Here is a 12,153-nt window from a genome sequence, read left to right on the forward strand (position 1 = left end):
AAAGACAGTCCGTACCGACTGGACCGCAGGGTGAGGTAGCGAAAGTCTTGGTTCGCAATCACCCTCTCCTAATCCCGATATAAATCCTTATACAGCCCCCAGGCCGGGACGGTGTTGCGGGCGTATTTCTGTTTGGCGGCGTCGATGTCCGCCAGGTTGATCTCCGCCACGGCAAAGCCTTCGTCCTGGCCGCCGATGGATGCGAGAATACGACCATCGGGACCGATAATGGTGGACGCACCGTCCATCCATTCTCCGGCGGGGTCATCGGCCATGATGACGCGGGAGGTGGCCCCGGTGAGCAGGAACACATGACATTGAAACCCAATGGCTTGTTTCAGTGCCTGCCAGGGAATTTCCCCCTCTTCCAGGCTGGTATGCAAAATGAGGTCTGCCCCCTTGGAGGTCAGCAGGCGTGAGGCTTCCAGCACTTCCGCTTCGCCTTCCACAAAACAAGCCAGTTTGCCGAGCGGGGTCTCGACCACCGGCATGACGGAGTCTGGCCCAAAGACTTTCAAATAGTCCGCTTCGATATCGCGCAGATAGCTGACATTGGGCGCGCTTTGCGCCTGGGTTTTTGGCGAGCGCAACACCAAGCCGTCTGGCCCCATGATGAAGCCGGTGTGAAAATATGTGCCGGGCAACTGCGGCACTTTCTCCTGCGTGCTGGTGGCGACATAACAGTTATGACGGCGGCAGGCTTCGATGACTGGCGCAAAAATACCCTGGTCGAGATGTGCGGAGACCAGATCGACGGCAACTGTTTCCATCGGCACACCCGAGACCGCACGGCGGGCCGAAGTGTATTGCAGCACCGGAAACACGATAACGCGGGGCTTCGCCGGTGTAGATCGCATGAGGTTTTCTATGGACTCGACCATGGCCTCGGCATTGCGGCGGCGCACATCTTCCAGAGCATCTTTGCTCGGCGGCACCAAGACGGGGATGCGCATGACCGCGGCCGGAAAGGACGGCCTCGCGGTTTCCTGAGGACTGCCTTGCGCGTAGGCTTTGCTGCCAAGTGTTAACGACCCAAGCGCCAGCGATCCAAGCGCTGCCCCGGCCTTTAAAAGCTCACGCCGTCCTAGCTGTGTCATGTTCAATTCCTTTTTCATCGGCTCGGTTTACGTTAGTCGCTCAGCTGCATCTCTTCGTAGCGGATGAAGCCATAGTCTGATCTGAAATTCTTGACCCGTGGCCCAAGCCCAATGAAAGACACGGACTCATACATATAAAGCGCCTGTGCGGACTCGTGGGCGCGCTGCATGACCTGACGGGTCAGGGCTTCCCGCTTTTCCAGATCAGACTCCGCCAGAGCCAATTCAATTTCATACGTGGTCTGTTGATCGCAATACCACGGCGCGTGCCACAAACACGAGTGGTAGCGCATGGGGTACAGAGCATCCGTAATCGGTGAGAAAAACGGATAGGCAAACGCGTCGGCCTCCCAGGCCCCGGTTTGAATGCGGTCGAGAAAAACCACCGGCGGCAACTGACGCACGGTCATGTCGACACCGATGGCCCGCAAATCCGACGCAACTTTCTGAAAGGCATCAACATAGAGCACTGTCGCGGCGGGCATTTCCATGTCGAAGGCAAAGCCGTCTGGGTAACCGGCCTCCGTCAAAAGCGCTTTGGCTTTGTCCGGGTCATAGGGCAAGGGCTGGATGTCTGGATCGTAGCCAAACATGCCGCGCGTTGCGGGCTGGCCGGGCACGATGGTTTTGCCGCCGAGCAAAACAGCAACCAGGGTTTCACGGTCTACCGCCAGGGTGACAGCCTGACGGACCCGCTCATCCCGAAACGGGGTATCCCGGACGGTGTTGAGAATCATCGACACGACGGCTGGGATTTTTTCCGTAGAGATAGATCCGCCGGCCAGTTCAAGCGCGGCAAACTCATCGGGGCTGAGCGCATTCATGGCCACATCGACACGGCCGGTCTCCAGGGCAAAGCGGCGCGACGACGCCTCAGAAATCGCAACAATATCAACCCCGTCAAAGGACACCTGACGCCAGGAGCGCGCGGCTTTGCGGAGGACGCCAGTGGCCGCCCCCGCCTCTGCCAAGGTAAAGGGGCCGGTGCCAACAGGATCGCGGCCAAATTCATCGGGGCCCTTGGCACGCCACTGGACCGGCTCGACAATGCGCAACAGCCACAGGCGGCGCGGCAGCAGAGGGTCCGGGGTATGGGTTGTCAGCTCAACGCGCGACGGACTTAGCGTCCGGGCTCCCGTCAGGATCTCCAGATCACGCCCGACCGGTGTGGCACGGCCCTCGGCGCTGGTGAGAAAGTCCACCGCGAAGACGACGGCGTCGGCGTTAAAAGGCACGCCGTTGGAGAACTCCACATTATCTCTGAGCGTGAAGGTCCAGGTGGTTGGTGAGGTTTGCTGCCACGCGGTGGCCAGCCAGGGCTCCAACGTGCCGTCCGCAGAAACGAAGGTCAGCGGATCGTAGAGGCCCGACCAAATGGGCAAAAAGGCAATAGACGTTGAACTGTAGGGATGGGTCCAGTTGGCAGTCAGGGCCGCCCCACTGCCATAGCGAAGGGTGGTCTCCGCCAGGACAGAAGTGACCGGGGCAAACGCCGGTCCGAGCAAGAGCAGGACGTGCGTGGCGACCTGGATCACTTGGCGGGACATCTTCTTCATGTTGCGTGCTCTGCCCCCGGACCATGGATTGGACTCTTCAGCGATTACCAAAGCATAACTGTCGCGTCCTCGCGGTTCAAACTATAGGGGGCATAGGGGTGTTGCCCACATTGTGGGCAGGCGCCTGATGGTTTATATATAAAGCTACGACGCCGAAGCTAAATCTGCTGACACAGTTGACGCGAGTAACCCAGGCACATCAGACCCATGACGAAAACTGTTCGATCTGTTCTCAAAACTCTGAACGTGCTTGAAGCGCTGAACCGGAACAATGGCGCGACCGTGACAGCAATCGCCGCCGAAACTGGTTTTCCAAGAGGCACGGTGTTTCGCCTGCTGGAGACCTTGGTGGAAGGCGGGTATGCGGTGCGCGACACAGAAACCGGAACGCTGTGGCTGACGTCCCGGGTCAAACACCTGAGCGTCGGCTTTGCCGATGTGGACTGGCTGGCGGAAAAAGCCAAGCCGTTGATGTTCGACCTGGCGGAAGACGTGCTGTGGCCGGTGACCCTGACCACGCCGCGCGGCGCGGCGCTGGTGTCACGCATCACCACGGACCTGGCCAGCCCTTATACAGAAATCCCAAATGTCACAGGCATCGCCATTCAGCTGCTGGGCAGTGCAGCCGGGTTTGCCTATCTGGCCCACTGCCCAAAAAGAAAGCGCGATGCTCTGATTAAACAGAGTCTGGAGCAATTCCCCCTGGCGGATGATGTGTTGAAACAGCGCCTTGCCCTGCTGAACAGCAGCATTCCTAAAATTCAGAAACAGGGTTATGCTTATTACCGGGGAGACTACCGAAGCGCCGCAATTTCTATACCGATCCTGTTGAACAAAAAGGTCGAAGCCTGCCTGTCGATGCGCTTTTTTGCCTCAGCCCTGGACAGCAAAACACTGAAGGCCGACTACCTGCCCAAACTGCAACAGGTCGCCGAGCGTTTGCGGCTGATCCTTGTTGACAGAACACCTGAGCCCTAACGCCTAAAGTTTGTAAAACGCAGCGGGGTTTTCGCGCGTGATTTTTGAGGCGAGCCCCGCGTCAATGTCCTCTCGCTGTTCCAGCAGTTTGAGCGCTTCCAGTTCTGTGCTGGTGTCGGAGTGGCCGTAGTCGGTGCCGATCATCAGGCAATGTTCTCCCACCCGGTCAATGGTGCGGGTGATGTTCTCATGGAATTCACAGGTGACGAACAGGCGCTTGCCCGCCAGCATGGTTTCGGTGTGGTTCTGAATATCGTAGCGCGCCTGGTAGCGCTCGGACCGTGAAATGGCGAACTCCAGCCATTCGGAGCCGCTTTCGATGAAGCCCCATTTGAGGGCTGGAAACGCCGCCGGGATTTCACTGCAAACGAGGGAGCTGAAGGCAACCAGGTTTGACATGACCAAGCCCACCGGGTTTCCCGCCATGCCGTCAATCCCGGCCAGGCCGCTGCTGCTGTGGCCGATGTGCACGCAAATGGGCAACCCGAGGTCGGAGGCTTTGGCATACAGCGGCCAGAAGTCTGTATGATTGACGGTGCGCTCGCCTTCGAAGCCTTTGATGAGCAGGCCGCAAGCACCGAGCTTTGCCCACTCTTCCATATCTGAAACAGATTGAGCGATGTTCATGGTCGACGGCACCGCGACCCATTTCATGGCCTCGCCCTGAGTGGCACAGGTTTCGGCCAGCCAGCGGTTGTAGCAGCGCACCAAGGCAAGCTCGGTCTCGGGCTTCTTGGCACGCAGGCCGAGAAACAGACTGGGATAGATGATCTGAACGTCAACGCCGAAGCTGCGCATCTGTTGAATGCGGGTGTCGACATCGGCCAGATCGCGGGTGCCATCGGGATAAGCGATCAGCTTCTGCCCCCCTTTTGGGTAAAGAACGCCATCGATGACCGAGAATTCTTTGCCGGTGGTCTCGTTCTTTACGACGGCCGGGCGATGGGCTTTATCGGCCTCGGTGAGGTGATCCCAGATGAAATCGTTTTCAACAACATGGGTATCGGCATCAATGACGAGGCTAGACATGAGGGTAGTCCTTTTTTGGGTCGGCGCACAAACGCCGAACAGCAGCGGAGATGTGTTGTGCCTAAACCACCGCCGCCAAAGAACAAACCGGCTGGCCTCCCCTTGCCCACAATGTGGGCGGCTTACCGGTCTTGCTGTTCGAACAACTCAATCCAAGCGCCGCTGGGGGCTTTGATGATCATCGATTTAGCATCTTCATAAAGCGCGATGGATAACATTGTTATGGGGCGGATGACCTCAACCCCGTTGGCGATGATTTTGTCCGCGTAAGCGTCGAGATCCGGCACATGGATGCGATACATCAGCACGCCCAGATTGGGCGGATGGGCGCGGTGTGAATAGTCGGCCCCGGATGCGCCGGTGAATTTGAAAATCTCGATGCTGCCGCCATCAGCCCCCTCCTCAAACAGAAAACTCGCGGCCATTTCCGTGACCGTGCCATCGAGCAATAAATTGTTGGGGATGCTCATGTTGTTGGAGCCGTCTTCGGGCCATTTTGGGGCCGCTTCCCAGCGCGTGTGCCAGCCCAGTTTGTTTTGGAAGAAATCGAGGTTTTTCTCGTAGTCATCAACCATCTGGGTGGCGTTGACCACATGACTCATTTTTGTGAACGGCGGGATGTCGGCGTAAGGGTCATTCACGCGGTACAGCAGATTAATCACCACACCATCGTGGCCGCGCAGCATGGCACCGCCGTATTCCTTGCCAAAGATCGTGTAATAGGTGGGATCGGCAAAGCCGACAAAGCCATGGTCGCGCATCTCCTCAAAGGTACCGTCGAGATCTTTGACCAGGGTGTTGAAGTTGAAAATAGCGCCAGTATCAAACGGCCGCGCACTGGAGCGAATGCGCACCTGCGCAACATCTACAAACTTGACCAGACGCAGGTAGCCTTTCTCGGTGCCGGGCACACGCAACACTGCCTGCTCGATCACCGTATCGGCGGGCAGGTCCCAGTGGATGGCCTGGGCCGCAGGCGCGGTGCCGCGATACGCGACCTCCCAACCGGCGATTTGTTGATACATCTCAACCGCGCGGTCCAGGAACTTCACGCTGACCACCATCTCCTGCATGCCGCGCCGCTGGGAGAGATCGATGGTTTCGGGGTTGGTCGTTTGGGCGCGCAGAGGTCCGCCAAATATGAATATAACGGCGCACATCGAAGTTAAAGAAAACAGGGTGTTCGGTCTGATCATGTTTAATCCTCGCGCTGTATGACCTTGGACGTCGTCGTCGCAGTTGCTTCTTTAGAGCATATTAAACTCCCAACCCCACTTGCCAATCAACTCAACTTATGAGAAAGAGACTGCGCTATGACACACACGCACACAACACGAACAGCGAAGTGGAAGACTGCCTAATTGGCGGGTGCGGGTCATCGTGTCTGATCCCAGGCCGCCGAAATCGGGCGGCCTTTTTTTATGCGCATTTCACAGCATCGCTTTTTCCAGGTCGCCCATATTCAACAGATCAACGGTTTAACGGCCGGTGATTGCTGACATGGAGTAAGCGTCATGATGAAAATTTACGGCGACCTGGGCTCGGGCAACTGCCTGAAAGTAAAATGGGCGGCGGAGTATTTAAAATTGCCCTATGCGTGGATTGACGTGGACATCATGGCGGGCGAAAGCCGCACGGCGGATTTTCTCGCCATGAACCCCGCAGGCCAGGTGCCGACGGTGCTGCTGGACGATGGCCGGGCGCTAACGCAATCCAATGCCATTACCTCGTATCTGGCCGAGGGCACGCCCCTCTTCCCAACGGACCCCTATGTGCGCGCCCAAATCAACAGCTGGCTGTTTTGGGAACAGAACAGCCACGAGTTTTTCGTGGCGGGGTGCCGGTTTCACATGGTGTATCTGGGCCAGAACAAGGAATCCCGCGATCCCCTGCGGGTGGAGCGGGGCGAACAGGCTCTGGACCATATGGAGCAAGTTTTAGACGGTAAAAGCTGGTTTGTGGGTGACCACATCACTCTCGCCGACATCGCGTTAGTGGCCTATACACGCGTGGCCGACGAGGGTGGCTTTGACCTGACCTCGCGCCCCAATGTGCGGGCGTGGATTGCAAGATGTGAACAGATGTTGGGACTCAACACGTGACCTGTGCACATTGTTAAGCTGCATTGGCCAAGATGTTCTTGGCGGAGTGATTTTTAAAGAGAAGATGAGACGACCATGGATTTTCTGATTATCGCCGCTGGTTTTGGGGGTTTGATTTTAGGCGGCAACATGCTGGTGCAGGGGGCGGTCTCAATTGCGACACGGCTCAAAATCTCTCCGATGATCATCGGCCTGACGCTGGTGGGGTTCGGCACCTCCATGCCTGAACTGGTAACCAGCGTTCAGGCGGCTTTTGCGGGTTCTCCGGGGATTGCCATGGGCAACGTGGTTGGCAGCAATATCGCAAACATTCTTCTGATCCTTGGGCTCGCTGCGCTGATGCATCCCATCATCGTCAATGCGGCGGCTCTGAAGCGTGACGGAACGGTTGTGCTGCTGGCTTCGCTGCTCTGCCTTGGTGTTGTTTTGTTTGGCGAGGTGGGGCGCATTGCAGGAGGCATCCTACTGCTGTGTTTGACCGTTTATCTTTGCGGCACACTGTATGCCGAGCGCCGTGGCCAATCGGCAGCCGCCGAGGTTTATATATCGGAAGCGGAAACGCTGTCGCCGACGGAAAAGCCCCTGTGGCAAAACGTACTGATGCTGATTTCCGGCATGGTGATTACGATCGTCAGCGCGCGGTTTGTCGTTCAGGGGGCGGTGTCTCTTGCCACCACAATGGGCATCTCGGAGACCGTCATCGGGCTGACGATCATCGCCATCGGCACCTCTTTGCCGGAGTTAATCACATCGATTATTGCCGCCCGTAAAGGCCAAAGTGATGTCGCACTTGGCAATGTGATTGGCAGCAACATCTTCAACATTCTGGGTATTCTTGGCGTCACGGCCCTGCTGCAGCCGATGGAAGTTCCCGCCGCCATCGTTGCGCTGGATATCTGGGTTATGGTTGGCGTGACCTTGGTGTTTGTGATTTTCGCCCGCACCGGCTGGCGCATTAGCCGCCGCGAGGGTCTGGTTTTACTGCTCGGATACTGCACCTATGTCGGCTATCTGCTGGCAAACGCTTAGTGCTGTGATTTCATGATTGAGAGTGAGAAATCTTAATGGGGCCAGAGTTTGTAGCCCTAAGTCATTGAAGGAGCCCTCATGTCTCCCGACGTTCTGGCGACAATTTTAATTCTCACATCGGCGGTGTTTCATGCCGTGAGCAACGCCCTGGTGAAAGCCGGCGGCGATAAGCTGGCCATTCGGGCCATCAGCATGGCGATGTTCGCGATTGTGGCATTACCGGTTGTGTTTTTTGTGCCCCTACCCACCGCGCCAGTGTGGGGCCTGCTGATGGCTTCGGTTACGGTCAACATGATTTACCATGTGTGCGTGGTGAATGCGTATCGTTATGGCGATCTATCGCTGGTCTATCCGGTGATGCGGGGCATTGCACCGGTGCTGACGGGTCTTGGCGCGTATCTGGTTCTGGCGGAAGACTTATCGCTGTTTCAGTTTGCAGGCTTAGTGGTTCTCTCACTTGGTATTTTTGCCTTTGCCCTGGAGCGCCGAAGTGCTGTGACGTTGCTGTCATCCAAAGGACCAGCGCTGGCCTTTGCGATGGTCAGTGGCATTTGCATTGCGCTGTATACCCTGATTGATGCCACGGGGGTGCGCACGGTGGACGTGGCGCTGACCTATATTGCCTGGATATTTCTGCTGGATGGGACGCTGTTTCCAATTGGCGCCGCGCTGTGGCGGCGGCGGACTCTGGTCGCCGTGATTCAGGAAAACACGCGCGCCGGGTTTTACTCAGGGGGTCTCGGCGTCATCAGCTACACCTTGGCTTTGTATGCCCTGCGCTTGGGGCAAACCGCTGAAGTGGCCGCCTTGCGCGAGACCAGCGTGGTGTTTGCGGCGATGCTGGGCGCGATGTTTATGGGCGAGGCCTTTGGCAAACGCCGCATCGCAGCCGCGGCGGTCATTGCCATCGGGGCCATTGCGTTGAAGATGAGTTAGAGAAATATCGTTACAGGAGGACCAGTGTGTTCAAAATTTATAATCCTGCCCGTTTTAAAATGTCGGATGAAACGCAGTTGTGTGATTTCGTACGCGCCTATCCGTTTGCGACATTGATCTCGACCGCAAAGCGGGGCGTAACGATCAGTCATTTGCCCTTATATCTGAACCAAAATGATCATGGGTCAGGCCAAAAGTTGACTGGTCATGTGGCGCGGGCCAATGATCATTGGAAAGAAATAGAGAACGGTGGCGATGGTGTTGAAACGCTGGCGCTCTTTCATGGGCCTCAAGCCTACGTCACGCCGCAATGGTACTCGAGCAAACTGGTCCATGCCAAAGTGGTCCCCACCTGGAATTACGCTGTGGTGCATGTGAAGGGCAGCGTGAGAACCATCAGCGAGCCCGCGTGGCTGCATGCCCATTTGACCCAACTGACAGATGAACATGAAAGCCAATTTGCGCATCAGTGGAAAGTGACGGACGCGCCAGAAGACTTTGTGGATAAAATGATGGGCGCAATTGTCGGCCTGGAAATGACCGTCACCCATATGGAAGGCAAATGGAAGCTGAGTCAGAACCGGGATGAAGCGGATCGCAACGGTGTAACCACAGGCTTAGGCACACACGATGACGCTGACAGCCAAGCGGTCCATGAGATGATGAAAGCAGATTAGCATTCGCGGTGCTGGACTCGTAGGCGTCATTAAGCTTTAAAAAAACACCGACGTCATTCTCTGATTTAGTCCGAGAATACAGAGCAAAAAAACTCTTATGAGATTAAACACCCTGGACCCTCGGACTAAATCCGAGGGTGACGGATTGAGTTTAGGGCTCAGGATAAATCCGAGAACGACGGATTGAGTTTAGGTCTAAGGACAAGCCCGAGGGTGACGCACTAAGATTATGATTCTCACGTTTCGCTGAACACTTCAGTCGGTCGTCCTAGGATTTATTCCTAGGACCCAGGAGTAGGGAAACGTAAGTGTTTAGGTATAAGTGATGAGTCCACGGATCACAGAGCAGCGCATATAACCCTGGACCCTCGGACTAAATTTGAGGGTGACGGATTGAGTTAGGATTAAACACCTCGCGTAAAAGCCTCGGCCTCAAAGTCATCCACGGCGATGGCCGCTGCGACGGCCTGTTCCATGCGGCGGTAGAGCGCGGCATCATCGGGCGTGAAGATGCCCTTGGCCTCGGCGGCCTCGGCAGCATCGACACCGTCAACATCGGCGTCTTTGAGTTTACGCATCAGCGGATCGGCTTCTATGGCGAGCGCAAACGCGCGTTCCACGACCGCGACGCCATCATCGTCTTTTCCGAGATAAAGATTCGCGGTCAGGCGGTCGCGTGTGGACGATGGCGCGAGAATCAATTCGGCACACGCAATACTGAGATCATCGGACGGCCCCCGGCGATAACTGCCCAGCGGCGCAACAATAAACTTGGAGGCATAAGCAACGACCCGGTTCGGCAGATTGGCGAAGATCGCTTCAAACCGCTGCTCGATGGTGTGCAAACCAGCGGCCATGCAGTATTCGACCAAGGGTAGATCTGCTTCGTGCTTGCCCTCATCCTGCCAGCGCTTGAGCACGGCAGATAAGAGATAGAGCTCAGAAAGAATATCGCCAAAGCGGGCCGAGAGCATTTCCTTGCGCTTGAGGTCTCCGCCCAAAGTGAGAAAGGCCATATCGGAGACAAAAGCAAAGGCGGCGGCATAGCGGCTGAGTTGTTTGGCGTGACCGGCCAAAGCACCGGTCTGGGGTGCATCTGGCGCGAGGTGTCCGCCGGTCCAACTGCGCAGCCAGGCGCGGCCCAGCGTTGCCAGGCTGTGGCCGACATGGCCCCAAAACGCGGTATCGAACTCGTCCAGCGCTTTGGCGTCATCGGTGTCTTGCAGCGCGAGCATCTCTTGCAGCAACCAGGGGTGACAGCGGATCGAGCCCTGACCGAAAATAATCAGATTGCGGGTGAGAATATTAGCACCCTCGACCGTGATACCGACGGGGATGGCGCGGTACAGGCTGCCGAGGTAATTGGACGGCCCGTCGATGACGGCCTTCCCGGCGTGGATGTCCATGGCATCGACCACGGACTCGCGCATCCGGTCGGTGGCATGAGCTTTCATAATCGCGGAAATCACGGCAGGGCTATGGCCTTCATCCAACCCGGCACAGGTCAGCGCCCGGGCGGCATCCAGTTGATAGGCCGTAGCGGCCATACGGCCCAGCAATTTTTGCACCCCTTCAAACTTGCCGATGGGAATATTGAACTGACGGCGCACCCGCGCATAGGCACCGGTGGTTCTGGCCGAGAAGGCCGCCCCCGCGGCAGAGAGGGACGGCAAGGAAATGCCGCGCCCGGCGGCCAACGCGCCCATCAGCATCTTCCAGCCGTTGCCAACTTGCGCTTGCCCGCCAATGACATAGTCGAGCGGGATGAATACATCTTTGCCCCAGTTGGGACCGTTCTGAAACATCTGCATGGAGGGTAAATGACGGCGGCCAATGTCGATGCCCGGTAAGTCGGTTGGCACCAGGGCGACGGTGATGCCGATCTCTTCATCTTCTCCCAGAAAGCGATCAGGATCACGCAGTTTAAAGGCCAAACCGAGCACAGTCGCAACCGGCCCCAGGGTAATGTAGCGCTTGTGCCAGTTCAGGCGGATCCCAAGAACTTCTTTACCCTCAAAGGTATCGCGGCAGACGATGCCTTCGTCGACCATCGCGGCGGCATCAGACCCGGCTTCTGGGCTGGTGAGACCGAAACACGGAATTTCTTCACCCTTGGCCAAGCGGGGCAGCCAATGCTTGCGTTGTGCCTCGGTGCCGTAGTGCATGAGCAATTCGCCGGGGCCGAGGGAATTGGGCACCATCACCGTGACCGCCCCGACCAACGACCGTGACGAAATTTTGCGCACCACTTCAGAATGGGCGAACGCCGAGAAGCCAAGACCGCCATGCTCCTTTGGAATAATCATCCCAAAGAAACCCTGTTCTTTAATATAGGCCCAAGCTTCGGGCGACAGGTCACCATCTTGCCAATTAATTTTCCAATCATCGAGTAAGGCGCAGAGGTGACTGACCGGACCATCCAGGAACACTTGTTCCTCTGATGTCAGTTTTGCGGGCGGTGTTGTGAACAGCTTGGTAAAATCCGGGTTGCCACTGAACAGGTCCGCATCCCACCATACATCGCCAGCTTCCAGCGCATCGCGCTCGGTGCCGGACATGGCGGGTAGCGCTTTACGCGCCCAGCCGAACAACGGTTTAGTAATGAAATCGCGACGAAAGGTCTTGAGGCTCATGTCGGGTACTCCAGAGTGACAGCACGCCTTATCGGGTAAGTTAAAGGTGCCTCCCTATACTAACGCGCATCAAAGCATTTTGTTTCGCTTTTAGAGATGGGGTTATTAAAAAGCTT

At 56.9% G+C, this 12,153-nt stretch carries 10 protein-coding genes; 5 read left to right on the plus strand and 5 right to left on the minus strand.

The genetic code is table 11. The annotated features are described in order from the left end of the window. Window positions 1-68: 68 nt before the first annotated feature. Together RIC29_03440 and RIC29_03445 are read right to left on the minus strand one after the other, a co-directional pair. Window positions 69-1,097 (minus strand): nitrilase-related carbon-nitrogen hydrolase, encoded by a 1,029-nt coding sequence (locus RIC29_03440; GenBank protein MEQ8733951.1) that lies wholly within the window; start codon window positions 1,095-1,097, stop codon window positions 69-71. A 32-nt stretch (window positions 1,098-1,129) separates the two neighbouring features. Next, window positions 1,130-2,653 carry an ABC transporter substrate-binding protein gene (locus RIC29_03445; GenBank protein ID MEQ8733952.1) on the minus strand — a complete coding sequence of 508 codons (1,524 nt, stop codon included), beginning with the start codon at window positions 2,651-2,653 and terminating at the stop codon, window positions 1,130-1,132. Between the two features lie 207 nt (window positions 2,654-2,860). On the opposite strand from RIC29_03445, the gene RIC29_03450 reads away from it, so the two are divergent. Continuing rightward, window positions 2,861-3,631: a helix-turn-helix domain-containing protein gene (locus RIC29_03450; GenBank protein MEQ8733953.1), complete on the plus strand. Its 771-nt coding sequence runs from the start codon at window positions 2,861-2,863 to the stop codon at window positions 3,629-3,631. Window positions 3,632-3,634: 3 nt separating this feature from the next. Here RIC29_03450 and RIC29_03455 read toward each other — a convergent pair whose 3' ends face one another. Beyond that, on the minus strand, window positions 3,635-4,660 hold the full coding sequence (locus tag RIC29_03455; GenBank protein ID MEQ8733954.1) for an amidohydrolase family protein: 1,026 nt from the start codon (window positions 4,658-4,660) through the stop codon (window positions 3,635-3,637). A 122-nt stretch (window positions 4,661-4,782) separates the two neighbouring features. Beyond that, a complete protein-coding gene (locus RIC29_03460; protein ID MEQ8733955.1) occupies window positions 4,783-5,856 on the minus strand; it encodes a VOC family protein in 1,074 nt (357 codons plus the stop codon). Window positions 5,857-6,174: 318 nt separating this feature from the next. Here RIC29_03460 and RIC29_03465 point away from each other — a divergent pair, with 318 nt between their 5' ends. From RIC29_03465 to RIC29_03480, 4 genes are all read left to right on the plus strand, one after another. After that, a complete protein-coding gene (locus tag RIC29_03465; GenBank protein ID MEQ8733956.1) occupies window positions 6,175-6,762 on the plus strand; it encodes a glutathione S-transferase family protein in 588 nt (195 codons plus the stop codon). A gap of 75 nt (window positions 6,763-6,837) precedes the next feature. Then, window positions 6,838-7,791, plus strand: a complete 954-nt coding sequence (locus tag RIC29_03470) for a calcium/sodium antiporter (GenBank protein MEQ8733957.1) — start codon at window positions 6,838-6,840, stop codon at window positions 7,789-7,791. Between the two features lie 78 nt (window positions 7,792-7,869). After that, complete coding sequence (locus RIC29_03475) at window positions 7,870-8,727, plus strand: DMT family transporter (GenBank protein ID MEQ8733958.1); 858 nt, start codon at window positions 7,870-7,872, stop codon at window positions 8,725-8,727. 26 nt (window positions 8,728-8,753) lie between these two features. Next, window positions 8,754-9,404 carry an FMN-binding negative transcriptional regulator gene (locus tag RIC29_03480; protein MEQ8733959.1) on the plus strand — a complete coding sequence of 217 codons (651 nt, stop codon included), beginning with the start codon at window positions 8,754-8,756 and terminating at the stop codon, window positions 9,402-9,404. A gap of 404 nt (window positions 9,405-9,808) precedes the next feature. Here RIC29_03480 and RIC29_03485 read toward each other — a convergent pair whose 3' ends face one another. Further along, the gene (locus RIC29_03485; protein MEQ8733960.1) at window positions 9,809-12,037 is read right to left on the minus strand and encodes an acyl-CoA dehydrogenase; all 2,229 of its coding nucleotides are present in this window, start codon (window positions 12,035-12,037) and stop codon (window positions 9,809-9,811) included. Window positions 12,038-12,153: the final 116 nt, after the last annotated feature.

This window comes from Rhodospirillaceae bacterium, assembly GCA_040219235.1.
Lineage (GTDB): Bacteria > Pseudomonadota > Alphaproteobacteria > Rhodospirillales > Rhodospirillaceae > WLXB01.

Bases quoted from the DNA above. Each gene is read 5' to 3' on its own strand.
- RIC29_03440 (MEQ8733951.1), bottom strand. From the start codon at position 1,097: ATGACACAGCTAGGACGGCGTGAGCTTTTAAAGGCCGGGGCAGCGCTT.
- RIC29_03445 (MEQ8733952.1), bottom strand. From the start codon at position 2,653: ATGAAGAAGATGTCCCGCCAAGTGATCCAGGTCGCCACGCACGTCCTG.
- RIC29_03450 (MEQ8733953.1), top strand. From the start codon at position 2,861: ATGACGAAAACTGTTCGATCTGTTCTCAAAACTCTGAACGTGCTTGAA.
- RIC29_03455 (MEQ8733954.1), bottom strand. From the start codon at position 4,660: ATGTCTAGCCTCGTCATTGATGCCGATACCCATGTTGTTGAAAACGAT.
- RIC29_03460 (MEQ8733955.1), bottom strand. From the start codon at position 5,856: ATGATCAGACCGAACACCCTGTTTTCTTTAACTTCGATGTGCGCCGTT.
- RIC29_03465 (MEQ8733956.1), top strand. From the start codon at position 6,175: ATGATGAAAATTTACGGCGACCTGGGCTCGGGCAACTGCCTGAAAGTA.
- RIC29_03470 (MEQ8733957.1), top strand. From the start codon at position 6,838: ATGGATTTTCTGATTATCGCCGCTGGTTTTGGGGGTTTGATTTTAGGC.
- RIC29_03475 (MEQ8733958.1), top strand. From the start codon at position 7,870: ATGTCTCCCGACGTTCTGGCGACAATTTTAATTCTCACATCGGCGGTG.
- RIC29_03485 (MEQ8733960.1), bottom strand. From the start codon at position 12,037: ATGAGCCTCAAGACCTTTCGTCGCGATTTCATTACTAAACCGTTGTTC.